26 protein-coding genes and 1 tRNA gene are annotated in these 26728 nt (G+C 43.0%); 16 read left to right on the top strand and 11 right to left on the bottom strand.

What is annotated here, in order from left to right; genetic code table 11:
• Position 1: 1 nt before the first annotated feature.
• The 7 genes from ACFOSV_RS05020 to ACFOSV_RS04990 all read left to right on the top strand — a co-directional run bounded on the left by ACFOSV_RS05020 (position 2) and on the right by ACFOSV_RS04990 (position 6919).
• Positions 2-967: a glycosyltransferase family 2 protein gene (locus ACFOSV_RS05020; protein WP_377904025.1), complete on the top strand. Its 966-nt coding sequence runs from the start codon at positions 2-4 to the stop codon at positions 965-967.
• 96 nt (positions 968-1063) lie between these two features.
• Positions 1064-1939 (top strand): lysylphosphatidylglycerol synthase transmembrane domain-containing protein, encoded by an 876-nt coding sequence (locus tag ACFOSV_RS05015; protein ID WP_377904024.1) that lies wholly within the window; start codon positions 1064-1066, stop codon positions 1937-1939.
• 132 nt (positions 1940-2071) lie between these two features.
• Positions 2072-2887: an orotidine-5'-phosphate decarboxylase gene (pyrF, locus tag ACFOSV_RS05010; protein WP_377904022.1), complete on the top strand. Its 816-nt coding sequence runs from the start codon at positions 2072-2074 to the stop codon at positions 2885-2887.
• Positions 2888-2955: 68 nt separating this feature from the next.
• Complete coding sequence (locus ACFOSV_RS05005; protein ID WP_377904020.1) at positions 2956-4248, top strand: DUF2851 family protein; 1293 nt, start codon at positions 2956-2958, stop codon at positions 4246-4248.
• Positions 4249-4304: 56 nt separating this feature from the next.
• Positions 4305-4937, top strand: coding sequence for an acetyltransferase (locus ACFOSV_RS05000; RefSeq protein ID WP_377904018.1), 633 nt, complete (start codon positions 4305-4307; stop codon positions 4935-4937).
• 154 nt (positions 4938-5091) lie between these two features.
• Entirely contained in the window at positions 5092-6057 is a 966-nt protein-coding gene (trhO, locus tag ACFOSV_RS04995) for an oxygen-dependent tRNA uridine(34) hydroxylase TrhO (RefSeq protein ID WP_377904016.1), read from the top strand.
• Positions 6058-6064: 7 nt separating this feature from the next.
• A complete protein-coding gene (locus ACFOSV_RS04990; protein ID WP_377904014.1) occupies positions 6065-6919 on the top strand; it encodes a nucleoside phosphorylase in 855 nt (284 codons plus the stop codon).
• A gap of 13 nt (positions 6920-6932) precedes the next feature.
• On the opposite strand, the gene ACFOSV_RS04985 is transcribed toward ACFOSV_RS04990, so the two are convergent.
• From ACFOSV_RS04985 to ACFOSV_RS04975, 3 genes are all read right to left on the bottom strand, one after another.
• Positions 6933-7208 (bottom strand): hypothetical protein, encoded by a 276-nt coding sequence (locus ACFOSV_RS04985; protein ID WP_377904012.1) that lies wholly within the window; start codon positions 7206-7208, stop codon positions 6933-6935.
• 87 nt (positions 7209-7295) lie between these two features.
• Positions 7296-7931, bottom strand: coding sequence for a response regulator (locus tag ACFOSV_RS04980; protein ID WP_377904010.1), 636 nt, complete (start codon positions 7929-7931; stop codon positions 7296-7298).
• Positions 7924-9915: a tetratricopeptide repeat-containing sensor histidine kinase gene (locus ACFOSV_RS04975; RefSeq protein ID WP_377904008.1), complete on the bottom strand. Its 1992-nt coding sequence runs from the start codon at positions 9913-9915 to the stop codon at positions 7924-7926. The genes ACFOSV_RS04980 and ACFOSV_RS04975 overlap by 8 nt, the downstream gene beginning before the upstream one ends.
• Positions 9916-9992: 77 nt before the next feature.
• Between ACFOSV_RS04975 and ACFOSV_RS04970 the strand changes: the two genes are divergently transcribed.
• Positions 9993-10709, top strand: coding sequence for a DNA alkylation repair protein (locus tag ACFOSV_RS04970; RefSeq protein WP_377904006.1), 717 nt, complete (start codon positions 9993-9995; stop codon positions 10707-10709).
• 110 nt (positions 10710-10819) lie between these two features.
• Here the strand turns inward: ACFOSV_RS04970 and ACFOSV_RS04965 are convergent, their stop codons facing one another.
• The gene (locus ACFOSV_RS04965) at positions 10820-12715 is read right to left on the bottom strand and encodes an ABC-F family ATP-binding cassette domain-containing protein (protein WP_377904004.1); all 1896 of its coding nucleotides are present in this window, start codon (positions 12713-12715) and stop codon (positions 10820-10822) included.
• Positions 12716-12791: 76 nt separating this feature from the next.
• Between ACFOSV_RS04965 and ACFOSV_RS04960 the strand changes: the two genes are divergently transcribed.
• The 3 genes from ACFOSV_RS04960 to ACFOSV_RS04950 all read left to right on the top strand — a co-directional run bounded on the left by ACFOSV_RS04960 (position 12792) and on the right by ACFOSV_RS04950 (position 16492).
• A complete protein-coding gene (locus tag ACFOSV_RS04960) occupies positions 12792-13274 on the top strand; it encodes a peptide deformylase (protein ID WP_377904002.1) in 483 nt (160 codons plus the stop codon).
• 136 nt (positions 13275-13410) lie between these two features.
• Complete coding sequence (gene carB, locus ACFOSV_RS04955) at positions 13411-16230, top strand: carbamoyl-phosphate synthase large subunit (RefSeq protein ID WP_377904000.1); 2820 nt, start codon at positions 13411-13413, stop codon at positions 16228-16230.
• A gap of 13 nt (positions 16231-16243) precedes the next feature.
• On the top strand, positions 16244-16492 hold the full coding sequence (locus ACFOSV_RS04950; RefSeq protein WP_377903998.1) for a DUF4834 family protein: 249 nt from the start codon (positions 16244-16246) through the stop codon (positions 16490-16492).
• Positions 16493-16505: 13 nt separating this feature from the next.
• On the opposite strand, the gene ACFOSV_RS04945 is transcribed toward ACFOSV_RS04950, so the two are convergent.
• Complete coding sequence (locus ACFOSV_RS04945) at positions 16506-17696, bottom strand: class I SAM-dependent methyltransferase (protein WP_377903996.1); 1191 nt, start codon at positions 17694-17696, stop codon at positions 16506-16508.
• Complete coding sequence (locus tag ACFOSV_RS04940; RefSeq protein WP_377903994.1) at positions 17696-18685, bottom strand: aspartate-semialdehyde dehydrogenase; 990 nt, start codon at positions 18683-18685, stop codon at positions 17696-17698. Before ACFOSV_RS04940 ends, ACFOSV_RS04945 begins: the two co-directional genes overlap by 1 nt.
• Positions 18686-18846: 161 nt before the next feature.
• On the opposite strand from ACFOSV_RS04940, the gene ACFOSV_RS04935 reads away from it, so the two are divergent.
• The 4 genes from ACFOSV_RS04935 to scpB all read left to right on the top strand — a co-directional run bounded on the left by ACFOSV_RS04935 (position 18847) and on the right by scpB (position 22765).
• Complete coding sequence (locus tag ACFOSV_RS04935) at positions 18847-21354, top strand: hypothetical protein (protein ID WP_377903992.1); 2508 nt, start codon at positions 18847-18849, stop codon at positions 21352-21354.
• A 69-nt stretch (positions 21355-21423) separates the two neighbouring features.
• A complete protein-coding gene (locus ACFOSV_RS04930; RefSeq protein ID WP_377903990.1) occupies positions 21424-21594 on the top strand; it encodes a hypothetical protein in 171 nt (56 codons plus the stop codon).
• 224 nt (positions 21595-21818) lie between these two features.
• Positions 21819-22202 (top strand): TraR/DksA family transcriptional regulator, encoded by a 384-nt coding sequence (locus ACFOSV_RS04925; protein WP_377903988.1) that lies wholly within the window; start codon positions 21819-21821, stop codon positions 22200-22202.
• A 2-nt stretch (positions 22203-22204) separates the two neighbouring features.
• Positions 22205-22765, top strand: a complete 561-nt coding sequence (gene scpB / locus ACFOSV_RS04920) for an SMC-Scp complex subunit ScpB (RefSeq protein ID WP_377903986.1) — start codon at positions 22205-22207, stop codon at positions 22763-22765.
• Positions 22766-22807: 42 nt separating this feature from the next.
• On the opposite strand, the gene ACFOSV_RS04915 is transcribed toward scpB, so the two are convergent.
• From ACFOSV_RS04915 to era, 4 genes are all read right to left on the bottom strand, one after another.
• The gene (locus ACFOSV_RS04915) at positions 22808-23485 is read right to left on the bottom strand and encodes a SprT-like domain-containing protein (RefSeq protein WP_377903984.1); all 678 of its coding nucleotides are present in this window, start codon (positions 23483-23485) and stop codon (positions 22808-22810) included.
• A gap of 12 nt (positions 23486-23497) precedes the next feature.
• Positions 23498-23704 carry a hypothetical protein gene (locus tag ACFOSV_RS04910; protein ID WP_377903982.1) on the bottom strand — a complete coding sequence of 69 codons (207 nt, stop codon included), beginning with the start codon at positions 23702-23704 and terminating at the stop codon, positions 23498-23500.
• A gap of 73 nt (positions 23705-23777) precedes the next feature.
• On the bottom strand, positions 23778-25091 hold the full coding sequence (gene der / locus ACFOSV_RS04905; protein ID WP_377903980.1) for a ribosome biogenesis GTPase Der: 1314 nt from the start codon (positions 25089-25091) through the stop codon (positions 23778-23780).
• Between the two features lie 2 nt (positions 25092-25093).
• Entirely contained in the window at positions 25094-25987 is an 894-nt protein-coding gene (era, locus tag ACFOSV_RS04900) for a GTPase Era (protein WP_377903978.1), read from the bottom strand.
• 186 nt (positions 25988-26173) lie between these two features.
• On the opposite strand from era, the gene ACFOSV_RS04895 reads away from it, so the two are divergent.
• A tRNA-Met gene (locus ACFOSV_RS04895) sits at positions 26174-26246 on the top strand.
• Between the two features lie 112 nt (positions 26247-26358).
• Here ACFOSV_RS04895 and ACFOSV_RS04890 read toward each other — a convergent pair.
• The gene (locus ACFOSV_RS04890; protein WP_377903976.1) at positions 26359-26712 is read right to left on the bottom strand and encodes a hypothetical protein; all 354 of its coding nucleotides are present in this window, start codon (positions 26710-26712) and stop codon (positions 26359-26361) included.
• Positions 26713-26728 lie beyond the last annotated feature (16 nt).

Raw genomic sequence — 26728 nt, 5'->3', positions numbered from 1 at the left:
CATGAGCCAGCCCTTACTATCCGTTGTCATTACCATTTACAACGAAGAAGAAAATATTAAGCCTTTACTCGAGCAAGTTTATGCTGCTCTGACTGAGATCAATTATGAAGTGATTTTGATCGAAGATGGCTCCACGGACGGAACGGTTCGTGAAGTGAAAACCTACGCCAACGACCGAACCAAGCTGATCATTTTCAACCGAAATCACGGGCAAACCACTGCTTTGGCAGCGGGAATCGATATGGCCACTGGGGTATACATTGCGACCATGGATGGTGATCTTCAGAATGATCCATCGGATCTTCCGATGATGCTGAATAAAGCCATTGATGAGGAATGGGATGTGGTGGCCGGTCGTAGAGCTAATCGTAAGGATGGCTTTGTGCTTCGCAAAATCCCTAGTAAAATCGCCAACTGGGTAATTCGAAACACGACGAAGGTGTATTTGAAGGATTACGGTTGTACGCTTCGAGTTTATAAAGCGGAGATCGCGCAGAATATGGGCTTGTATGGGGAGCTCCATCGTTTTATCCCAGTCCTAGCCAAACAGCAAGGCGCTAAAATGACGGAAGTGGATGTAAAGCATCACCCAAGAATTCATGGGGAGTCGAAATATGGACTGAGCAGGACCTTCAAAGTGATGTCCGATTTGATTCTGATGCTTTTCTTCCAAAAGTACTTTCAGCGACCCATTCACCTTTTTGGAGGGCTAGGAATTATTTCATTTTTGATAGGTTCAGCGATCAGTTTTTATCTGTTGATTGTCAAATTGTTTGGAGAGGATATCTGGGGAAGGCCAATTATGATCCTGGGCTTTATTCTGATTTTAGGCGGAATCCAATTGATCACCACAGGAATCATCGCGGAGATTATTGTACGAACCTATTTTGAGTCGCAGGATAAGAAAACGTATACTGTTAAGGCTGTATTTCAGGGGAATATTGAAAGTCAGAAGAATGAAGGCTGAAGTCTGAAATAAGTGGCAGGGCCGAGATAAAAAATTGTAAAAAGATATCGATCATCAAGTCACAATTCCGATTTCTAACTTAAGAATTACTTTCTCTTGACGCGCTATAAAAACCAGTTCAAAACTATTCTGAAACTTGCCTTGACGGGCTTGGCTTTGCATCTGGTTTTTCGGAAAATAGATACTGCTCAGCTTTTGGGGATAGTCAAGACCATTCAGTGGGTTTGGTTGGTTCCTGCGGTGATTCTTTTTGTACTGAGTAAAGTCGCGACGGCCGTTCGTCTAAATCAATATTTCAAAAACATAGGTCTGCAACTTTCTGAAAAGCAAAACTGGAGGCTATATCTGATCGGGATGTTTTATAATCTATTTCTTCCTGGAGGAATAGGCGGAGATGGGTATAAGGTTTACTTGCTAAATAAGCAGTATAAGACTCCAGTGAAGAAGCTTGTTCAAGCTGCTCTTCTGGACAGGTTAGGGGGTTTGGTGGCGATTGTTTTTTTACTGTTTGGGTTGTTTTTGCTGGTGGATATTCAGCTTGATTTTTTGGAGACTGAAATTTGGAATGGGCTAATGGTAGTGGGATTGATTTTGACTTTACCTGCATTTTGGTTGGCGCAAAGAATCTTCTTTAAGGACTTTTTACCTTCTTTTTGGTCGGCAAATAGTTGGTCATTTCTTGGGCAGATAGCTCAGTTAATTTGTGCTTGGTTTATCCTATTGGCCTTGGGGATCACCGAAAATATCCTTGCTTATCAATTGGTGTTTTTATTATCTTCTATTGTGGCCGTATTGCCTTTGACCATAGGAGGGGTCGGTGCACGTGAGTTGGTCTTTGTCTATGCACACACCTATGCCGGTATTGAAGAAACAGCAGCGGTGGCCTTTAGCTTAATTTTCTTTTTGATTACGGCAGGGGTTTCTTTGCTTGGGGCTGTAGTGAAGGTGGATTTTGTAGAAAATCAAAAGTGACAACTAAAAATCCATGAAAGGGAATAATTCTGGTCATTATGAAGTTTGATTTTTTAACCTACTAGTTCGCTTGCTTTGAAAGCATAGTAAAATTACTTTCCTTAGTTTTGTTCCCACAGATATTAAAATTCCATGACCCGCTCAGAACTTTTCTCCCAAATCCAGCAAAAATCATCCTTTCTCTGTGTGGGTTTGGATCCAGATATCAATAAAATTCCTACCCATCTGTTGAAGGAAGAAGACCCCATTTTTTCCTTCTGCCAGCAGATCATTGAGGAGACAGCCGACTTTGCAGTGGCCTACAAGCCGAACATTGCCTTCTTTGAAGCCCTTGGAGCGAAAGGCTGGGAAACACTGGCCAAGGTCGAGGAGCTGATTCCCGAGGATATTTTCACCATTGCAGATGCCAAGCGTGGGGACATCGGGAATACATCGAAGCTCTACGCCAAGGCATTTTTTGAAACCATGAATTTCGACTCCATCACGGTGGCACCTTACATGGGCGGAGATTCAGTTTCTCCATTTTTAGAATTTCAAGACAAATGGGTGATTCTTCTGGCCCTGACTTCAAATGCTGGCTCGGCTGATTTCCAGCTTATTCCAGATGCGAATGAAAAACCCCTCTATCAAACTGTTTTGGAAAAAAGCCAAAAATGGGGCAGCCCGGAAAACTTGATGTATGTGGTAGGTGCTACACGGGGAGAATTGATTGGGGAGGTGCGGAAGGCTGCGCCTGAGCATTTCTTTCTAGTTCCAGGGGTAGGTGCGCAAGGAGGTAGCTTATCAGAAGTGGCGAAATATGGAATGAATTCCACTTGCGGACTTTTGGTGAATTCCAGCCGTGGGATCATTTATGCTTCCGCCGAAAAAGACTTTGCGAAAGCAGCTAGAAAGGAAGCCCAAAAACTCCAGATTGAAATGACAGGGCTTTTAGAAAAGTATCTTTAAACTAGGTAGTCCTTTTGAAAATTTAAGATTTTCGTTAAATTCCCTAAGCTTTTTAAAATGAATGTCTTATGGAATTTAGAGAAGACTTTTTGCAACTGGTCTGGAAGTACCAGTATTTTGATAAAAGAGGCCTCAAGACCATTCATGGAGAGCCTATCGAAATTATCCGTGTTGGGTTTCACAATTTGGCTGAAGGCCCGGATTTCAGCGATGCCTGTGTGAAAATAGCTGGGATAGAGCTTCATGGGCATGTGGAAATCCATTGCCTAGCCTCGGATTGGAAACAGCATTCCCACACTAGTGACCCCGCCTATAATTCGGTGATTCTCCACGTGGTTTGGGAAAATGACCGGGAGGCATTGAGGAATGATGGCACCGCAATGCCCACCTTGGAGCTTAAGGGGAAAATCTTTCTGGACGTCTGGAAAAAGTACCAGCAGATGCTTGATTTCAAACAGAGTTTACCCTGCGCTTACGGAGTGGGCGGAGTGCCGGAAATTGTCCGGTTTTCTACTCTGGAGAAAGCTCTGGTGGAGCGTCTTCAAGAAAAATCAAACATGATTTTGGATATTCTGAGGTCAACTGAATCCGATTGGGAGGAAACAGCCTATCGCTGGCTTTTCACATGTTTTGGATTTAAAACCAATGCGGCGGCAATGTCCGAGCTTGCCGAACGCGTGCCTTATAAGATTTTGAAAAAACATCGGACCCAACTACCTGCACTCGAAGCCATGCTTTTTGGTCAAGCTGGTCTTTTGCCCGAAAAAACAGAGGAACCTTATGTGCTTCACTTAAAAAAAGAAAATGATTTTTTTCAGCAAAAATATCGCTGGCGAAATACGATGAATCGCCAAGATTGGCAATTTACCCGAGTGCGCCCTAGTAATTTTCCCACTTTGCGTATCGCCCAATTGGCGGCTATACTTTCCCATGCTCCTGGATTGGTCCAAAGTATTTTTGAGGATTCCAGGGATTTTGCAAGCTTTCGAAAGGTACTGCAAGTGCCTCCTAGTGACTATTGGAAGTATCAGTATTCCTTCGGTAAAAAATCGGGCAAAACCATCTCAAAAGGTATTTCTAATACGGTTTTGCAGCTTTTGATTATCAATTATGTGATGCCTTTATGGTTTGCTTATGGGCGATATTTTGAGCAGCCAGACTGGCAGGAACGCTGTTTTGACTTACTTCAAAGCTTACCGGCGGAGTCTAATTTTATCATTAGACTTTTCAAGGATGCAGGCTGGGAAGCTACAAATAGCTTTGATTCGCAAGGCATGATTGGCCTCTATAAAAATTATTGCGCCCCTAAGAAATGTCTCCAATGCAAAGTAGCGCAGAGTCTGATCAAAGCAGATTCTTAGGGATTTTTGGCGGAGCCTGAGAATTCACGTATTTTTGCACCTCAGAAAAGAAACCTATGGATAAACCAGTAATCATATTTGGGGCGAAAGGAATTGCGACGCCAGCACTTGAAATTTTCAATAGCAATGAGGTCGTTGTGTACGGCTTTTTGGACGAAGACGAGAAGACCCATGGTACGGAGATTAATACGGTGGCTGTGTTAGGGAATCCTGAGGATGATGGATTTCTGAAATTGATTGGAAAAAAGACTGAAGCCTTCGTGGCTGTGGATGATGTGAAGTATCGAAAGTTCTTGGTTGAGTTGCTCAATGAGCGTCGAAAAGTCCAGCCAATTAATGCGATTCATCAAACAGCCTATATTTCTACCGATGCGGCCTTGGGTCACGGTAATTTCATCAATGCTAGAGTCACTTTAGGTGCAGGTTCAGAGCTAGGAAGTCATTGTATTTTGCATACTGGAGCCATTATCGATCATAAGGCGAAGTTGGGAGATTTCGTGCAAGTGGGTGCCGGGTCTGTGATCAATTCTGAAGTTACGATCGAAGAGGGGGCATTCATTGGATCAGGGGTGACCATCGTATCCGGAGTGACCATCGGTAAAAATGCGCGCGTGGGCGCAGGATCAGTGGTGATTAGCTCTGTAGATGCCGGAACCACTGTTTTTGGAAATCCAGCAGCGAAAGTCTAAGGTTTCAAGGTTGAAGTATGAAGACTGAAATTTAGAGGCAAGAGCAAAAAAACTAGAACCAAGAGCAAAGAGTCAAGAGCAAAGAATCTAATATTTAATATCAAAAATTTAACATCTTAAATCTCTAACACCCTGCCGAAACAGGGCCACAGTTATGGAAAACAAAGACTATCAAATCCTACTCTATTACTGCTACGCTAAAATCGATAACCCTGAAGAGTACCGCGAGCAGCATCATCTCTTTTGTATAGAAAATAACATCCGGGGTCGAATCATCATCTCGGACGAAGGTCTTAATGGGACGGTCTCCGGCCTGAAGGAGGACACGGAAAAGTACATTGCCTATATCCATGCGGATCCGAGATTTGCCAAGACTGAATTCAAAATCGATGAAAGTGAGGGTCACGCATTCACCAAAATTCACGTTCGCTATAAGCCAGAAATCGTGCATTCTGCATTAAGACATTTGGATCCCAATGTTAAAACCGGAAAGCATTTAGAGCCTGAGGAGTTTCGCAAGATGAAAGACCAAGAGGATGTGGTAATCCTAGATGTGCGCTCCAACTATGAGCATGAGCTTGGGCGATTCAAGAATGCTTTAACGCTCGACATAGACAACTTCCGGGATTTTCCTGAAAAAGTAAAAGAGCTAGAGCATCTCAAGGGCAAGAAGGTTCTGACTTACTGCACAGGTGGAATCAAATGTGAAAAAGCCTCTGCTTTTCTTTTAGAACAAGGCTTTGAAGATGTCTATCAGCTACATGGGGGAATCATCAAATACGGGAAAGAGGCCCAAGGCGAAGATTTTGAAGGTAAATGCTATGTGTTTGACAATCGAATCGCTGTTGAGGTGAATTCGGTGAATCCAACCATTGTCTCTAAATGCCATATCTGCGAGGAACCATCAGACCGTATGGTCAACTGTGCCAATCCAACTTGTAATATCCATGTGCCAATCTGCGAAAGCTGCGGAGACAAAATGGAAGGAGCATGTTCCGTAGAATGTAAGGAACACCCAGAAAAGAGACCCTATAACGGTACTGGATACTACCAAAAAAACTTGAATGGGTACAATCCCTACAAGGGATGGAAGCGTGAAAACGCAAAGGAGATTTCCTAGTAGACCTATGACTCAAATCCCTGAATCTGAACTGATCCTAAATGCAGATGGAAGTGTGTATCACTTGCATCTGCACCCAGATCAAATTGGTGAGATAATTTTCACAGTCGGGGACCCTGAACGTGTACCCGAGGTTTCCAAATATTTCGATCGGATAGATTTCAAGGTCGCCAAACGTGAATTTATCACCCATACGGGTTGGATGGGTGATCGTAAGGTCTCAGCAATGAGCACAGGCATGGGCACGGATAATGTTGAAATTTTTATGACGGAGTTGGATGCCTTGGTGAATATTGACTTGAAAACCCGTCTCATTAAGCCTGTTCATACTTCACTTCAAATAGTAAGACTCGGTACTTCCGGCACCATCCATGCGGATATTCCAGTAGGTTCTTTTCTAGCATCCGAGACGGCCATCGGCCTAGATACTCTGATGCAGTTTTATCCTGATCTTGAATGCGATCAATCCATAGCCCAAGCTTTACGAAAAACTTTGGATTTGAAATTCGATCCGTATCAGGCTGAGGGTTCGAAATCGCTTTTAAATCAACTGTCTTCGGATTTTTCTAGAGGTCTCACACTCACTGCTCCAGGCTTTTATGCCCCTCAAGGCAGAAAGCTCAGAATTCCAGCTGCCATTACCCAGTATTTGGAACGCTTGGAAAGTTTTCGATTTGGGGAAAAACGAATCACAAACTTTGAAATGGAGACAGCTGGGTATTATGCTATGGGCGAATTACTAGGCCACGAGGTGCTGAGTTTAAATGCGATTTTAGCTAATCGGGCCACGGGAGAGTTTGATAAAAAAGCTGAAAAAACGGTTGATCTAATGATCTCCGCAGCTTTGAAGTTGCTCCTTTAAAAAATTATCACCCTTACGCTAAATATTTGCTATGCTCCAAAGCTGAGGTTTTGTTCTGTCCTTCCCAGCATTGGGTATCTATCTGTTGGATCGCTTTGGTCATGAATTCTACACACTCCTGCTTGCAGAGGTAAACCCCAAAAAGCTGGGTGTCTCTGCAAACCATAAAAGCTCTAGTACTATCGAACGATTTCACCAAATCATTCCAAGATCCAAGGATCAGTAGTTCGTCTTTATTACTTGCAGTTTGGATAATTTTGAAATCCCCTAATGCCGATGAAATTTTCATAAAACCTGATTTTATAGGATTTATTCAAAACTACTGGGATAATCGACGGGCTTCAATACGTAGAAGTACGTATTTTTCTGTTTTGGCTCAGCTAATTATATCTCGATTTTTTTGAGCCCAGAGTAGGAGGGAGTTGTGTTTTTTATCGAGTTGGAGCTTATTGATGATATTGGATCTATGCTTTTCTACCGTGCGCTCGGAGATGAAAAGCTGCTCTGCGATTTCTTTTGTTCTTACACCATCTGCAATCATTCGGATGATTTTGACTTCTGAGCGAGTTAGAGAATTAGGATCGCCTGCAGCTTGCAGAGCTTGATTATTTTCAAAAAGTCGTTCACTGAAAAACTGCTCACCTGAAAGTACTTTGGCGATTGCATTTGATAAATCAGACAAGGCAAATTCTTTCAAAATATAGCCTGATAGGTTTAGCTCCTTAGCCTTATGATATAAGTACAATTCCTTGTGCAGGGTAAGTAAGATGATTTTGGTGGGGATACTTTCAGCCGCGCATTTTTCCGCTATTTGAAGGCCTGTCATCTCAGGCATTTCCAGGTCAAGGATCGCGAGGTCAGGTCGGAATTTTTTGATTAATTCAAAAGCCTTAAGCCCATCTGTAGCCATACCTAGCACCTCAAGGCCTTCTTCGACCAAGAAATCACAAAGCCCTTTCATCAACAAAGGATGATCATCGGCGACGATTACTGTTGGGTTATTTTCAGACATTCAGGATAAATTCAAATTTGGAGCCCTTGCCCTTTTCGCTCTGTACATTCATTCTTCCTCGAATGGAGGCCGTTCGCTCTTTAAGCGTTTTGAGCCCGAGGCTTTGGAAGTCATTGTATCGCTCAGAAAAGTCAAAACCTTTCCCATTGTCCTCTATTATCATTTTGATCTTTCCCACTTCCTCACTCAGATTAAATCGAAGCGCTTTGGCTTCGGAATGCTTCAGGACATTATTCAAAACCTCTTGTGCTATACGGTAGAGTTGGAGTTCGGTTTCCTTAGGAATAAGGTCTTTCGGGAGGTTTATGTCTGATGACACAAAAAGATCAGTTTCCTCATCGATTTGATCTAGCATTTGCTCGATAGCTTTGCCAAGGCCCAGTTTTTCCAGCTGCATGGGATGTAAGGATCGCGCGATAGATCGAAGTTCGTTGATAGCTGTATCGAGCATCTCACCTGTTTGGTCTCCCGGCTGCAAGGCTACTTTGTTTTTGATCAAAAGCAAGCTTTGCCCCAAGCCATCGTGCAGATCTTTCGAGATTCGCTTTCGCTCCTCTTCTTGGGTTCGAAGGAGCTCTTGCGCAAATTTTTCCTGCAAGGCCTTCTTTTTTTGCTCAGCTCTCAAGTTGGAGTAGAGAAACACCAATCCTCCGATGAGCAAGACCGCACCCAAAATTACTACAAAGCGAATGGTGTTTTCACGATTGGAAGTAATCAATCCCTGCACTTCTGCTTCTTTTCGTAAAATTTCTACTTCCTTTTTTTCAGTATCGTAGAGCGCTTGATAATAGGCAAAAGAAGTGGCCTGGTTGGCTACAAAAATTGAGTCCTTATAAGACTTAAAACGCTCGTAGGTGGCTAGTGCTTCGGCCATTTTCCCAAGTTTCTTTTGCGTTTCTGCCAGCAGCTCATATCCATATAAATACTCATCAAAATCACCCTTTTGGTTTGCCTTTTCCAACAATTGCTTGCTCTCTTGCTCAGCTTGTCTGTACTTGCCTTCGGCAAAACTCAGTCTGGCTTTGGTCATCAAGTAGATAGTGCTGGACTCGTTAATTTCCGGTACCTCTTGCATCAAGGCTTCAGCTTTTTGGAAGTATTCGCGCTGGGAGTCGAGGTTTCCGGTTTTGCCAAAGGCCCTAGAAAGAGCCAAACTCGATTGCAAAAGGAGATAGGGTCGAGATTCTGCTCGACGCAATAAGGAGTCCGCGATAATTAAGTTTTCGACTTGACCTTGCCAATTCTCTTTTTTCCCAAGATCTGTTGCTCGATTGAAATATTGTACCCCCAGGCTTTCCCAGTTTTCTTCTCGAAGATCTCTTTGCATAAGTTCCTCACGGATCTCATCAGCCTCGTCATAGATCGCATATTTGCTAAATAAAACCGCCATACCTGCTTTGGTAAAACCAGCATAATCTTCATCTCCGGCAGCTTCGTAAAGATCCAGTGCTTTCTGATAATCCAGCATGGCATTGATCATATTGCTGCTCGCATCTAGCACTTGTCCTCTAAAAAAATGCGTATCAGCCAAAAAGAGGGTGTCAGTCGTCTTGAATTTAATCAGAGCTGTGCTGTAGGAATTGAAGGCTGAGTCAAATTCGTTCAAATCAAAATATCCTCCTGCTAGCTTGAGATGAAGATTTCCTATGATGGTACTATCTTCGATTTTTTCTTCTGATTTCAGTGCATTCTTAAGCACTTGGTTTTTTGAGATCAAAGATGAAAAGTCGGTCGTAGGAAGCTGAAAGTACGAAATACTTCGATCCGCCATTCGCTTAAAGTCACCGATTTTCTCATATAGCTCGATAAGCTCTAGAAGAATTTCGCCTTCCTCATTTTCTGAGAGTTTTTCACTTTCCAAACGACTTTCAAGCTTCTCAATTTGCTCTTGGTCTAGGGAAGACTGGGCAGAAAGAACCAACGAAATCAATGAAAAAATAAAAACCATGTAGAAGCGAAATCGCAGCGATGGTATTTTCGACATGCGTCAAATATAAGGAAATGGCCTTGTGAAAAAAGGAGAATGATTTGAATGGTGGATGTTCGTTTTTATTTTGTGGGATGAGTGAACTCACTGAGCAAATTATCGCCAAACTTCAAGACAAGGCTATCCCAGAAAAAGCCACATTTTTCCCAAAATTCTTTAAAACAGGACCGGGTGAATATGGGGAAGGAGATCAGTTTCTGGGCGTGATGGTGCCAGAGCAAAGAAAGGTAGCCAAAATGGTAGCTAAAGAAATTAGCTTTGATGAGATTCATCAGCTTTTACAAAACCCCTATCACGAAGTTCGGCTTTGCTCCCTATTTATGTTGGTCTACAAATATCAAAAATCAACGAAGGAAGAGCAGCAAAAGGAAATTGTAGACTTTTATCTGAATCATATTGAGTTTATCAACAATTGGGACTTAGTCGATACCACTTGCCATCCGATTTTGGGACATTATTTTTTTGAGCGGGATAAAGACTTATTCTATGATTTGGCTCAAAGCGGACATCTCTGGAAGCAGCGAATATCTATGATTAGTTCCTTGTATTGGATCAAAAAAGGAGAGCTCAATGATGCCTTAGCCTTGGCCGAAATTCTCAAAGATCATCCGCATGATTTGATGCACAAAGCAGTGGGCTGGATGCTTCGGGAAATAGGAAAAATGGACTATGAAGTCGAGGTCGAGTTTTTGAAAAAATACTATTTAGAAATGCCTCGTACCATGCTTCGCTATGCCATTGAGAAATTTCGAGAGGAGTTGAGGCAGGATTTTTTGAAGAATAGAGTTTAAAGTGAAAAATTTAAAATTGTCCCAATTCGGGGTTTAGGTAAACTTCAAAACTTTCCCTATCCACTAAATTATTGTAGTCAGTGGCCCGTCGTCTTTGGACCAAAGAAAAACTACTCCTCAATCCCTTCCAGCTCACTCAATTCCAACCAAATCATCTCCAATTCTTCCAGTTCTGAGTCGATTTCAGCAATTCGATTCGAAAGAGTCAGCAATTTTTCGTGGTCCTCGATTCCATCGGCAATTTGGTCTGTAATGCCTTGCTTTTCACCTTCCAGTTTGGTGATCTGCTCATTCGTTTTTTTAAACTCTTGCTTTTGCTTGTAGCTTGCTTTGTTTTCCGTAGAGGGAGTATTGATTTTTTCTTCTGTTGGCTTGGGTTTTTGAACCTGAGATTTTACCTCCATAGACTTCTGTGCCTTTTCAGACAATCTGAATTCTGAGTAGTTGCCAGGAAAATCACTGATCACCCCTTCGCCCTCGAAGACAAACAAGTGCTCCACCAGTCGATCCATAAAATATCGATCATGAGAAACGATAATCAAACAGCCCGGGAATGAATCCAAAAACTCTTCCAAGGTATTGAGGGTCATAATATCTAAATCGTTCGTTGGCTCATCGAGAATGAGGAAGTTTGGGTTCTTGATCAATACCATCAAGAGCTGAAGGCGCCGGCGCTCACCCCCGCTGAGTTTCTCAATTGGGGTATGCTGTTGCTTGGGAGGGAAGCCAAACTGTGTCAAGAATTGACTGATGGTGATTGTCTGACCTTTGTCCAAGACCACCACTTCGGCTACATCCTTCACGATATCGATCAGTCGCTTGCTTTCGTCAAAGCTGCTTTCTTCCTGTCTGTAATAGCCAAAAGCTGTGGTCTGACCGATGGCCACTTTTCCCGAATCCGGAGCAAGCTGCCCAGTGATCATATTCAGGAAAGTTGTTTTTCCCGCACCGTTTGGACCCACTATTCCTATGCGATCTTTCTTTTTGAAGACATAGTTGAAATCTTCTACCAGCGTTTTATCACCAAATGACTTGCTTAGATGTTCGATCTCGATGATTTTATTGCCCAGTCGCTGTGCACTAACTTGGAGTTCAATATCTCGCTCCTCACGCTTTTGAGAAGCCTTTTCCTTGGTTTCTTCAAAGGCATCTACCCGATATTTTGCCTTGGTACTTCGCGCTTTAGGTTGGCGGCGAATCCAGTCCAGTTCTTTTTTGTAGAGGCTTTTAGCCTTTTCAAGTTCGATGTCCTCGATCTCCATTCTTTCGGCCTTTTTGTCCAGAAAGTAACCGTAGTTCCCTTGGTAGCGATGAATTTTACCTTGATCGAGTTCGAGTATTTCATTGGTCACTTTTTCCAAGAAATACCGATCGTGAGTCACCATAAAAATCGCCAGATTGGCTTTGGCTAGGTAGTCTTCCAGCCATTCGATAGTTTCTAGATCCAGGTGGTTGGTAGGCTCATCGAGGAGGAGCAGATCCGGCTTTTCTAAAATCGCTTTGGCCAGAGCTACGCGCTTTCTTTGACCTCCAGAAAGAGAGCCTACTGGTAGGTCTGTGTCAGGAAGGCCCAGTTTCCCCAGTACTTCTTTGACTTGATATTCAAAATCCCAAGCCTGAAAAGCATCCATTTTCTCGAAGAGGAGCGTCATTTTATCCGAATTGTCAATCCCCTGCTCAGCCTCTAGCATGGCCTTATGATAATCCTCAATGACCTTGAGTACTTCACTATTGCTCTGATCAAAGATGGTTTGGTAGATCGACATGGTGCCCTCAAAAACCGGATTTTGATGCACGTAGGCTATTTTAACGGACTGGTTAAGCGCCACCTCTCCCGCATCTGGGATTTCTAGGCCCATTATGATCTTCATGAGCGTAGACTTGCCGGCGCCATTGATGCCGACTAGCGCGATTTTTTGTCCTTGGGCGATGCCAAAGGAGATATTCGAAAAAAGTTTGCGTTCGCCAAACGCTTTGCTGAGGCTATCAACCGAAAGGTAATTCATGCCGCAAAAGTACGGAAAAGGGAAGCGATCCTATGTATTGATCTCATTCTTTAATGATAATTTATAAATTCGGGAGATGAAAACCATCCACGATATTCTCAAACTCGGCGATCCCAGACTATATGAAGTCTGTGAGCCTGTTTCCAGAGAGGAACTGCCTTTAGTGGAGGCTTGGGTACAGCAGCTGCATGAGGCTATGGAGGATATCCGCCGCGTATATGGTTTTGGAAGAGGAATAGCTGCTCCTCAGTTGGGAATTTTGAAGCGGCTTTTTTACCTGAATCTGGGCCGTCCCTATGTGGTGATCAATCCTGAATTGAAAAATCTAAGCGGCGAAAAATTTGAATTATGGGATGACTGCATGAGTTTTCCTAATCTTTTGGTCAGAGTTTCCCGACATCAATCGCTCACCCTCGAGTATCGAGATCAAAACTGGCAAAAACAATCTTGGACCGTTGAAGGAGATCTTTCTGAGTTGATCCAGCACGAATACGATCATCTCGACGGAATCTTATGCACCATGCGTGCCCTGGACCCCAAAAGCTTTAAGCTTCGCTAGTCTCGATATTTGCATCGCTGCTATTTTCCACGAGTGGGGGACATTATTCAGATATTCCCTTCCCCCTTCACTTATTTTTTCTAATTTTGCCCCAATTTGGACATCAGCTAACCTCATCTTTTAACCGTCCCCATCCATGCCAAAAGATACCCGCATCAAACACGTTTTACTTATCGGATCAGGCCCTATTGTAATCGGCCAAGCTTGCGAATTTGACTATTCAGGATCACAAGCAGCCAGAGCTCTTCGCGAGGAAGGTATTACCGTGACACTGATCAACTCCAATCCGGCCACCATTATGACTGACCCGGTGACTGCGGATAACGTGTATTTGTTGCCCTTGGAGAAGAAGTCCATCATCAAGATCCTTCAAGATCATCCTGATATCGACTGTGTGCTACCTACCATGGGAGGTCAGACTGCACTGAATTTGGCCATTGACTGTGAAAATGCGGGAATTTGGAAGAAGTTCGGTACTAAAATGATCGGGGTGGATATCGATGCCATCGATACTGCCGAAAACCGAGAGAAATTTAAGGCCTTGATGGAAAAAATCGGGGTGGGTGTCTGTAAAGGGGCCACGGCCACTTCGTTTTTGCAAGGCAAAGAAATCGCCCAAGAAATTGGTTTTCCATTGATTATCAGAGCCTCTTATACCCTAGGTGGAGCGGGTGGAGCCTTTGTAGAAAAGGAGGAGGACTTCGAGAAATACCTCAGTGCGGGACTTCAAGCATCTCCCGTTCACGAGGTACTGATCGAGCAAAGCATATTGGGCTGGAAAGAATATGAGTTGGAAGTGATGAGGGACAATATTGGGAATATGATCGTGATCTGTTCCATCGAAAACTTTGACCCCATGGGCGTACATACTGGTGACTCCATCACGGTTGCTCCGGCCATGACACTACCGGATACGGTATATCAAAAGCTTCGAAACTATGCCATCACTATGATGAATAGCATAGGAAATTTTGCCGGAGGCTGTAATGTACAGTTTGCCGTGAGCCCTGATAATAAAGAAATTATAGGAATCGAGATCAATCCAAGGGTATCTCGTTCTTCTGCTTTGGCCTCTAAGGCCACTGGATACCCAATCGCTAAAGTAGCCGCAAAACTAGCCATAGGTTACAATCTGGATGAGCTGAAAAACTCCATCACAGGATTTACATCAGCCTATTTCGAGCCTACGATTGATTATGTTATTGTAAAAATTCCTCGATGGAACTTTGACAAATTCAAAGGTTCAGATCGAAGACTAGGGCTTTCTATGAAGGCTGTAGGCGAGGTGATGGGAATCGGACGCAACTTCCAAGAAGCTCTTCAAAAAGCCTGTCAGTCTCTGGAAATCAAAAGAAATGGACTGGGAGCCGATGGCAAAGAGTTAAGAAATCAAGATGAAATTCTTTACTCCCTGGCCAATCCAAGTTGGAATAGACTTTTCCATGTGTACGATGCTTTCAAACTAGGCATATCCTTCCGTACCATTCAGGATCTGACTAAGATCGATAAGTGGTTCCTCAAGCAAATCGAGGAATTGATCCAGCTGGAGCATGTGATTGAAAAGTATAAAATCGATACCATACCTTACGAGGTGATGGACGAGGCGAAGAAAAAGGGCTATGCCGATCGGCAAATTGCACATTTGCTCGATTGCTTGGAAAGTGAGGTATTCAACAAACGCTATCATGAGATGGGCATCAAGCGAGTGTATAAACTCGTGGATACCTGTGCTGCAGAGTTTGAGGCGCAAACGCCATACTATTACTCCTCCTTTGGTGAGGAAAATGAATCGGTACGAACGGACAAGAAGAAAATTGTCGTGTTGGGTTCTGGACCCAATCGAGTAGGGCAGGGAATCGAATTTGATTACTCCTGCGTCCATGGAGTTTTGGCAGCCAAAGAGTGCGGCTACGAGACCATCATGATCAACTGTAATCCTGAGACGGTTTCTACGGACTTTGATATTTCAGACAAGCTATATTTTGAGCCAGTATTCTGGGAACATATTTACGAGATCATCCTTCACGAAAAGCCAGAGGGAGTAATTGTTCAACTAGGTGGACAGACCGCGCTGAAGCTGGCCGAGAAAATGGAGAAATATGGCATCAAGATCATAGGAACTAGCTTTGAAGCCTTGGATCTGGCCGAAGATAGAGGAAGATTCTCTACTCTTTTGAAAGAAAACAATGTGCCTTATCCTGAATTTGGAACGGTGCATAATACAGATGAAGCCCTGGAGCTTTGCAAGACGATAGGATTTCCACTTTTGGTACGCCCATCCTATGTGTTGGGAGGTCAAGGGATGAAGATCGTGATCAATGAAAAAGAATTGGAGCAGCACGTGGTGAATGTTCTTCGTGATATCCCGAACAATGAGATTCTTCTGGATCACTTCCTCGAAGGCGCCATCGAGGCGGAGGCTGATGCGATCTGCGACGGTGAAAATGTATATATCATCGGAATCATGCAGCATATCGAGCCAGCAGGAATTCATTCTGGAGATTCTTATGCGGTGCTTCCTCCCTATAATTTGGGCGATTTAGTGATCCGACAGATTGAAACTTACACCGAAAAAATCGCTTTGGCTCTACGTACAGTCGGCCTGATCAATATTCAGTTTGCCATCAAGGATGACAAAGTGTATATCATCGAGGCGAATCCGAGAGCTTCTCGTACGGTGCCATTTATCTGTAAGGCTTACAAGGAACCTTATGTAAATTACGCCGTTAAGGTGATGCTAGGTGAAAACAAAGTGACCGACTTTGATTTCAAGCCAACCAAAAAAGGCTACGCGATCAAAGAGCCTGTGTTCTCTTTCCACAAATTCCCAAATGTGAATAAGGAGTTGGGGCCAGAGATGAAATCTACAGGAGAAGCAATTTACTTTATAGACGATCTAATGGATGATTTCTTTCTGAAGATTTACTCCGAGCGAAATCTATATTTGAGTAGATAAAAATTAAGAAGATTTGAAGTACATAATTATCATATTAGGAATCGGCTGGCTCTTGGGCCAGTTGATCCGGTATTTTCTGAGAAGTAAGCTGGCAAGATTTGCGCAGCAGGTGAATGAAGCTGCTCGCGAGCAGCAAAGAGCGCAACAGAGACCATCAAATGGTGATATCAACGTGGATCATATTCCGCGGCAGCATCAGCAGAGGCGCCAAAAAGATATCAAAGGCGGAGAATACGTAGATTATGAAGAAGTGAAGGATTGAACCTTCACTTTTTTTATGACTTGACAGGCCTACACCAAAAAACTTTGAACCCACTCGGACTTTTTGTTCCGATGAGAAAGTCCTCACCTCCGTCCTTCAGTCCAAATTTCTTTTTAAACTCATTGGCTCCCTGAGCATAGTTTCGCAGGATCACATTCACATTCCCTTTGGGGAATTGCTTTTTGAGCTCAGCCTTTTTGGGTGAGATTTCCTGAATGATCTCAAACACCCGACCTGGAATGTCCAACGGGAACTCTTCAGTAGTATAGAAATGACTGTTTGCATCCAGTTTTTTTAATGAAAATCGCTCTCCAAAAATCTTGAATCCACCGGCCTTTAGGATGGCAGCATTGGGTTCGATGAGGTATTTTTCGGCTTCGCCAAAAAGAGATTTCGCTTCGCTTTCTTCTTCTGGGCTAAAGCCAAAAGCTTGTTCGCTAGCTCCTAGATCTACTGCTAGAATAGATAATTCCTGGGACTCAGCTTCTTTCGTCCACTCCAAAAGAATTTCTTTGACTTCATTTTTTACGGAAAGAACAGTCGCCCGCTGAATTTCTGGAATCTCCTGGATCGCCTGAGATATGTCAAGCATAGGAGAAACTTTCAGTAAAATTTTACTGGCTTTGGACTCCATCAATTTCCAGTTAGCGGTGATATCCGGTTCGCAGTCGGCCAGTTTATACAGTTTCTGATTTCCCTTTCCCCTACGGGCCGGGTCGGCATAGATCAGGTCGAACTGCTCTTGACTTTTTTCTAAAAATTCAACTCCATCACCTCTGAAAACATGAAATTTTCCAGGCCCCAAAATTTCAAAATTATGTGATGCAACTTGAGCCAGCTCCTCGTTTCGCTCGCAGTAAATTGCTTTTTGGAATTTTCGCCCAATAAAAAAACTGTCCACTCCAAAGCCCCCGGTAAGATCAAGAAAGGTACCTCCAGCTTGGATTCCGGCCTTGAACTTGGCGGTTTCTTCTGAGGAGCTTTGTTCAATTGAAAGGGAAACAGGGAAGATTAGTCGCTGGTCTTGAGCCCAGCTAGGGAGCTTCTTATCGGCTTTTTTACGCGCGGCAATTTGATGCACAGCGGCTTTTAGGTCAAAAGCTGTTTTGCCCTGATATTTTAACAGCAAAAGTGCTGGATCCTCCTCAAGATGATCCAGCACAAATTGTTGAAAAGCTTCGCTATGAAATTCGGCTAGATTCACTACACCAGTTCATGCTTTAAGAAATATTCAGCGATTTGCACGGCATTGGTAGCCGCGCCTTTTCGCAGGTTATCGGCCACCACCCACATGTTGAGCGTATTCGGTTGGGAATGATCTCTGCGAAGCCTACCCACGAATACCTCGTCTTTTTTATGCGCGGTGATAGGCATTGGATAAAGCAAGTTTGCTGGGTCGTCTTGAACGATTACACCTGGAGCAGCCGACAATAATTCTCGTACCTCATTTATGTCGAAATCCTCTTTGAACTCCACATTCACAGACTCCGAGTGACCACCCATTGTAGGGATCCTCACCGTAGTTGCTGTGACCTGAATGCTTTCATCCCCAAAGATCTTTTTGGTTTCATTGATCATTTTCATCTCCTCCTTCGTGTATCCATTTTCTTGGAAGACGTCGATATGAGGAAGGACATTCATGTCGATTTTGTAAGGGTAGACCATTTCGGCTTTTTCACCGGCCCTCTCGGCCATCATTTGATCCACAGCTGCCTTGCCTGTTCCTGTGACCGACTGGTACGTGGACACCACGATGCGCTTGATGCCGTAGCGCTGACGCAAAGGCTCCAATGCGAGTACCATTTGAATCGTGGAACAGTTGGGGTTTGCGATGATTTTATCTTCGGGTTTGATCTCTTTAGCATTGATTTCAGGCACCACGAGCTTCTTGGTCGGGTCCATTCTCCAGGCTGAAGAGTTGTCAATCACTACCGTACCCACTTCAGCAAATTTCGGAGCCCATTCCAGGGAAGTGCTTCCACCTGCGGAAAAAATAGCGATATCTGGTTTGAGCGAAACTGCAGTATCCAGCCCGATGATGGTATACTCATTGTTTTTGTAGGTGATTTTTTTTCCTACTGAGCGCTCACTGGCCACGAGTAAAAGTTCGTCAAATGGGAAATTGTGTTCGTCAAGAACTTCAAGAATTTCTGAGCCCACCAATCCGGTGGCTCCAACTACAGCAAGTTTCATTTCGATGAATAGGTTTAATCTTTAGGACTGACAAAAGTACGCCCAAAAAATAACTATGAAAGCTGAATGAGATATTTTCTTGGCTGATTGATAGCTATTTAACTAATATTTATGTAGTTTAATTCTCTTTTTAAAGGTCTTTCAATTCTATTTTTTTTGATTTGAGATCAAGAGCCATCATATCATTATTTCTATTTATCCTTTGGGTTTCTCTAGGGAAAGTACTGGCACAAGGATCCAGTCTCGTCTTGCAGACCTTTGAGGAAAATTTTGTCATTCAGTCCAGACCAGCTGAGTTTTTGCCAGACTGGACAGGAAATGATGTACGGGGAAGTGCTGCTCGGGTTTTTCAAGCCAATGGCGAAGGGTTGAATGGAAGTAGAGCATTGGCAGTGCAAACCATTTCCAGTTTTGATGCTGAACTCACCATACGGGTTCGACTTCAAGAAATGTCAGAAGGGAAGGTTCGATTTTTTGCCAAGACCTTAAGGAATGGTTCTGGGGATCGCGGCGTGGACGTTTTTTATGCTTGGAGTGAAAGTGGTGAATTCACTGATTTTGAAAGGCTTGAAGGAGAAGGTGCCTTCCCAAACGAAGATCAAGATTTTCGGCAATTTGAAATCGCCATTCCAGAAGATTTTTTTGGGAGGGAGGTATTTCTTCTGCTCGATATTCGGTATGGGGAAGGATCAGGTACTGCAGCGCGTTGGGTGATGGATGATTTTGGATATGGGGTTTTTGAGGAAGACACTGAGTCACCTGCGGTGGTATCTGTAAGAGGATTTGATGCGAGGGAAGTCGAGGTTCAGTTTACTGAAGCTGTTGACCCGGTTTTTTCACAGTTTTTGATCAGCTATGAATTAGATGGAATTGAACCTATTTCTGCCCTTCTTTCCGCAGATTCTATCGTCAATTTGGCCTTTCCCGTACCTCTGGAAGAAGAGCGGAATTACGATCTAAGCATCAGACAAATCCCTGATCTAGCTGGAAATTTCCTCCGAGATACGACTGTTCAGTTTTCCTTCACTGACCCGACAGATATCCCCAAAAAAGGCTTGGTGATCAATGAAATCATGCCTGCTCCTCGGGCAGATCTTGATCTGCCGAATGGCGAATATGTGGAGCTATTTCATGCAGGAGATAAGCCCTATCGGCTGGATGAGCTTACCTGGACTGCGGGCTCTCGTCAAGCATTTTTACCTGAAGTATGGGTTAGTCCCGAGGAGTATGTTTTGCTAGTTCCGGCAAATCAAGAGAGTCTATGGCTTGATTATGGGGGTATTATTCCTGTGGAAAATTGGCCTACTCTTTTGAATTCTGGGGCTGAATTAGTGCTGTCTGATTCTTTGGGAGTCATTGATGAGGTGAGCTATTCATCCGGCTCTTGGGGAGATAGTGATCTCGCAGCCTCGGGCTATAGCCTCGAATTGGCCAATCCTTTTCTGGTTTGCGATCAATCAGAAAACTGGCTTCCCTCGATCAGTTTGATCAGAGGTAGCCCTGGCTTACCCAATTCCGTACTGGACTTGACTCCGGATCAAAAAGGCCCAGAACTGCTGAATGCTCGATTTTTAGATTCGAAAACCTTAGAATTCAGCTTTGATGAAGCTATTTCTGAAAACCTTCCTTTAGCGAGTATTGCTATAGACGGAGACCAAGCCCCAGACAGTATGCTGGTGAACGGAACGCAGGTCATATACTTTTTTGAAAATGACTTTGAGTTGAACCAAATCTATCAAATCACCAAGCTGGAAGTGATGGACTGCTCGGGAAATTTGTTTGAGGGAGAACTTCCGCTAGAAATATTTTTGCCTAGACAGGCAATAGCGTCCGATGTCAGGATCAATGAAGTGCTATTTAATCCCATCACCGGTGACCCGAAATTTGTGGAACTAGCCAATCTCAGTGAAGATTATATCGAAATTGGCAATTGGTTTTTGGCAAATTGGGATGAATTTGGAGCGCCAGATGATTTGGAACGGATCTCAGAGCAGGGGCTGATTTTACCTCCAATGGGTTTTGTGGCTTTGACTACTGACCCTTCTAAATTGAAGACGAGATATCCCAGGTCTGCAAATGGCATTTTTTTCCAAATGAAACAGCTGCCCAGTTATCCCATTGGAGGGGGAGTAGTTTCGCTTTTGGATTTAGATCAAAAGGAGGTTGAGTATTTTGAGTATAGTGAAGACTTGCATCATCCACTTTTGAGAGATCCGAAGGGAGTTTCATTGGAGCGGATTTCCCTGCTTCAATCGGCGAAAGAGAATCAAAACTGGCAATCCGCGTCTGGAAACCAAGATTTTGCTACACCAGGTCGAGAAAACTCACAAATTCTCCCCACGGATTTGATTGAAGATTTGATCAAGATAGATCCAGAAGTATTTGATCCCGAGGGGAGCAATGGACAAACTTTTACCACCATTTCATATTCCTTGGATCAAACGGGATGGTTTGGTTCTTTTCGGATTTATGATTTGGGAGGTAGACTGATTCAGTCTTTGGCAGAAAATGTGATTTTGGGAACAAATGGATTTTATATCTGGACTGGAACTGATTCGCAGGGAAAAAGGGCCAAGGTTGGGTATTATGTTTTGCTTGTAGAATTATTTGATCCAGAAGGCCGTGTTCAGATGATTAAAAAGACGCTTGTGGTGGGTGAAAGACTTTAATTTTTTAAAGCATTTAAAACTTAAAGTCAAAAAAATCAGTAATTTAATAGAGCAATAAACCCTGAAGCCATGCATCAAGATCTTATCACCCAAGCCCTCAAAGAAATTCACCTTATCCAAGAAAAATCCCTTCGGGAAGTTCAAGACTATTTGAGTCTTAAATACAAAATCGATTTGGATCAGAAGGTTCTTGCCCTCCGATTGAAAAAACTTATTCAGGAGGATAAAGCAGTCGCTTAAGGCTGGGCTTTGGTCTTCTAGTGTCAATTATTTTTCTAACTACCAAGCAAGCAGGAGGATAGCCACAAGTATTTCTGTATTTAGATTTTTTTATTTGGTAGGTGTCAAAAAAATCAAAAAAATATATTTCAAAGTCACTGAAATCAGCCTTTGGAAATTTCAGCCGTAAATGTATTTTTAGCATCTCTTTACAGTTTCAATTAGTAAAATTTAAATAGTCTGACATGAGCGATAGAATTAAAACAGCATATTCTCCGGATGAATTGAAGGAGTTTGAGGAGATTATTCTCCAAAAATTAGCGGTGGCTAAAGAAGAACTTTCCATGCTCAAGGATACTATCAGCAAAAAGAATGATACCGGAACAGATCATACTGCTTCTACATCCAAATTGCTCGAAGATGGAGCAGACACACTAGAGCGAGAAAGTATGAATCAATTGGCTGCACGTCAGCAGAAATTCATTATCAATCTAGAGAATGCTTTGGTCCGAATTAAAAACGGCACCTATGGAGTATGTGTGGATACTGGTAAGCTGATCGGTAAGGAACGACTCAAAGCCGTACCTCACACCATGCATTCGATTGAAGCGAAACTGGCTAAAAAATAAGTTTGGATTTTCTTCATCGCCATATTGAAGCGTTGATTTTTTGCTCACCGAACCCACTTGGGGAGGATGAGATTTTGAAGTGCCTTGAAGAAATGTTTGAGGCGGAGATTCCTGCGACTGATATTTCGGAGGCATTATCTCAGCTTAAGAAGAAATATTCGAATGAAGAGTTTTCTTTTGCCTTAGAAAAAGTGGGGGGTGGTTTTCAGTTTTTGACAAAACCGGCTTATCAGACTTCTATTGGGATTTTGCTCAAGCAACAATCCAAAAAAAGACTTTCTACAGCACAGCTCGAGACACTTTCTATTATTGCTTACAAGCAACCTGTTACCAAAGGGGACATCGAACAGATCAGAGGAGTGAATAGTGACTACTCCGTTCAGAAACTTTTGGATAAGGAGTTGGTGGAGATCAAAGGGAAATCGGATGGCTTGGGAAGGCCAATTTTGTACGGTACTTCGGATAAATTCATGGAATATTTTGGGATCAATTCAATCCAAGACTTACCTCAGCCAAAGGATTTTGCAAAGCAGGATAATGAAATTGGAGAGGAAAGAGAATAAACCCTAAGGATACCCTGCCCTTTTTCCAATGATTTCTTGGGCTTAATTCAAAGATTTGACTTTTGCGAGCTGAGCAATCAGATATTTTTTCCCCGTTTTTACCTCCTCACAAAGAACACGCGTTCTTCGGGTTTCTCCTTTTTTGAAAATTCTTCCTGAAAGTTCAAAAGCTATCCCAGGCCTCAAATCGGATAAAAAAACGGTTTGATCGAGTTGGTCTTCTAAATCATATTTGCTCATTTCCTTCATCAAGAATAAATCTCTAGAAGAACTGGCTTTAGGTGCCCGCATGTGTCTCTGCAAGGGAATCAGTAAATCTCTAGGGAAAAAGTCATCCTGTAAAAGAGGGGACATTAGCTGCTGAAACTTGCTTTTCCATTCTTTGCCGTGAGGAGAAACTCGCCCCCCATGTTTATTGAAGGTGGCTAGGTGTGCATACTCATGGATAAACGTGAGCAGGAATTGGTAGGGATTTAGAGTCCTATTGATGGTGATGGTCTGAATACTGCGGTCAGGGTGAAAGCGAAAGTCTCCGAGTTTGGTTTTTCGTTTGCCAGTGATCTTAAATGAAAATGGAATATCCCGCCAAAGATCCACACAGTAGGGGATTGCATTTTTGGGTATCTGAGGAGCGATTAGTGACTCAAATCGTGAGGCCTGATCCATTGCGAAAAGTACAAAAAAAAGAGTTCCGCGGCTGCGGAACTCCTGGATTTTCAAGTTTGGGAGGAATTATTTTACCTCTTCGATCACCTCTACTGTCTCTTCGATGATAACTTCTGTAGAATCAGTAGTTTCTTCGATGATTTCCATAGATTCTTCAACCACCACTTCAGTAGACTCTTCTACCATAGTTTCAGTTTCTTGAACTTCTTTGTTACCACAAGCTGAAGTTGCGATAAGACCAATGATTGCGAATAATGCAATTGTTTTTTTCATTTTTTAAGGATTTGAGAATGAACGCGCAAATGTATTATTAATTTTCGAATCTCAATTCAAATCCAACAAATATTTATTTGCTTTTATAAACAATTTTTACCGGTACCCCTTCAAAGTCAAAATTTTCCCTCAAACGATTCTCAAGGAAGCGTGTGTAGGGTGATTTGATGTATTGCGGAAGGTTGCAAAAGAAGGCAAAAACCGGATTTTTGGTTGGGAGTTGAGTGACATATTTGATCTTAATGTACTTTCCCTTCCAAGCAGGCGGCGGGTATTTGGCAATCTCTGCTCCGAGAACATCATTCAGTTTAGAGGTAGGAATTCTCCTGGTCTTATTTTCAAAGACCTTTACTGCAAGTTCTATAGCCTGAAGGATTCGCTGTTTTTCAGTGACAGAGGTAAATATGATCGGGATCCATTTGTTTTCTCCTAATCGATCCATCATATCTTCCTTGATCTTATTCATGGTTTTGTGATCCTTTTCGATCAAATCCCACTTATTCACCATGATCATGATGCCTTTATTATTCTTAATCGCAAGGCTGATCAAGTTAATATCCTGAGATTCGAGGCCACGGGTCGCGTCCACCATCACAATTACCACGTCAGATTCCTCGAGCGTCCGTAGAGATCTCATGACAGAATAGAATTCTATGTCTTCTTTGACTTTGGCTTTCTTGCGAATCCCCGCGGTATCCGTGATGATAAAATCCTGACCGAATAATTGATAGCGGGTGTGGATGGCATCACGAGTCGTGCCCGCTTCATCAGTTACTATTGATCTTTCTTTACCCAGTAAAGCATTCAAATAAGATGATTTACCCACATTTGGACGGCCAAGAATGGAAATTTTCGGAACGTCTTTATCCGGATCCTCTACGCCTTCGTCTTCAAACTGCTTGATCATTTCGTCCAAAAGCTCACCAGTACCACTACCACTAACAGCAGCAATGGGGAAAACTTCAAATTCGCTAATCCCCAAGGCATAAAATTCATTCGCCATGAAAGTCTGATCGAGGTTATCTGCTTTGTTGGCGACGATCAGGATTGGCTTTTTGGTGCCGCGTAGTTGCTGAGCAAACTCCTTATCCAGATCCGTAAGTCCGTCATGACAGTCTACTACAAAGAGAATGACGTCAGCTTCTTCGATGGCCAAGATTACTTGCTTACGAATTTCAGCTTCAAAGATGTCCTCAGACCCTGTGACATATCCTCCCGTATCGATCACGGAGAAAAACTTTCCAGACCACTGGGCATGACCGTAATGTCGATCACGAGTCACTCCGCTGAGGTTGTCCTCAATCGCTTTCCTTTGCTCCACGAGTCTATTAAACAAGGTGGATTTCCCCACATTAGGTCTCCCTACAATTGCTACTATGTTTGCCATATTTAGGTCGGATCGTATCCGAATTTTTTCAGTTTTGACTTATTTTTTCTCCAGTCAGGTTCCACCTTCACAAAAGTTTCTAAGAACACTTTCTTCGCAAAGAATTTTTCTAACTCTTCACGTGCTTCAGTCCCCACTTTTTTCAAGGCGCTACCTTTTTGGCCGATGAGAATGCCTTTTTGGCTATTTCGCTCCACATAGATGGTGGCGCGGATTCGGATGATTTTTTTTTCTTCATGAAAATCCTCTATGCTTACTTCGCAGCTATAAGGGATCTCTTTTTTATAATTTTTGAAGATTTTTTCCCGAATGATCTCGGAGGCAAAGAACCGTTCTGGTCGGTCAGTTAGTTCCTCTTTATCAAAAAATGGTGGGTGCTCAGGAAGTCGGTCGAGAATCTCTTGAAGAATTCTCTCGGTATTGAAGTTTTCAGTAGCCGAGATTGGGATTACCGTTTCCACTTTCAGCCGATCTGTCCAATATTTGGTGACTTCGTCCAGTTGTCCTTCTTTGGCAAGATCAATTTTATTGATTACCAAAAGTACCGGAAGTCCGCTTTGATTTATTTTTTCAAGAATTTCTTCGATTTCCTTGGCGTTTTCATAGAGGTCGGTAACGAAAACCACTACATCCGCGTCCTCAAGAGAGATGTTTACAAAGCCCATCATATTCTTATGAAGCTCGTATTGTGGCTTTAGCATACCAGGAGTATCCGAAAAAACAATCTGATATTCATCAGTATTTGTCAATCCTACAATTCGGTGACGGGTGGTTTGTGCCTTAGGAGAAATAATCGAAAGTCGCTCACCCACAAGGATATTCATCAGCGTAGACTTCCCTACATTGGGTTTTCCAATGATGTTTACGAATCCGGCTTGATGTTTTGAGGTGGTCATTTCAATAAAATTTTAACAAAGGTACTTGATTTTCGAGAGTTTGTCTTTACCTTTGTATCACAATTCGCCGAAAGGGCATTTGAATTAAGAAATAAAGACGCAAGTCTACACATATATCGCGGGATGGAGCATCCCGATAGCTATCGGGAGGTAGCTCGTCGGAATCCCTTCTCACAACAAGTATATCGCGGGATGGAGCAGTTGGTAGCTCGTCGGGCTCATAACCCGAAGGTCACAGGTTCGAGTCCTGTTCCCGCTACTACGAAGGACACTAGAAATGGTGTCCTTTTTTTGTTTTTTGAGCTTAAAAAAAAATTTAGCTTTCTGAAATCAGGTTTTGCAAATCCGCCCGAGCCGATTTAATTCGAAAGCTATCGCAAACTTAAGGTAACCCAGGTTTTGCTGTCGATGGTGCGATAGTTAGCGCTTAGTTGCATGGGGGTGTTATCCGACAAAATCGACTTAGCGAGCATGTCCTGAATCATTTCAAAATCGTGTTTGGGTAAATCCATGATGATATCAGAGCCGCTGATAGTTGGATTGGCCGCAAGACGATCTGGATCTCTAAATCGAATATTTAAACGCGTAGGACCATTAGGTGTAGGGTTTGATCCGGTAAGTAAAATGCTCAGCAGAGTCTCTGGATAGGGTCTTCCGTCCGATGCTGTATTGGGGGCTGCATCAAAATTTGAAAGGTAATCTCTAAAAATTATGGTACCACTCATGTTTAGGGATTTTGGT

It is taken from the genome of Algoriphagus namhaensis, assembly GCF_042649705.1.
Lineage (GTDB): Bacteria > Bacteroidota > Bacteroidia > Cytophagales > Cyclobacteriaceae > Algoriphagus > Algoriphagus namhaensis.
This window is presented reverse-complemented; position numbering and strand designations above follow the sequence as displayed.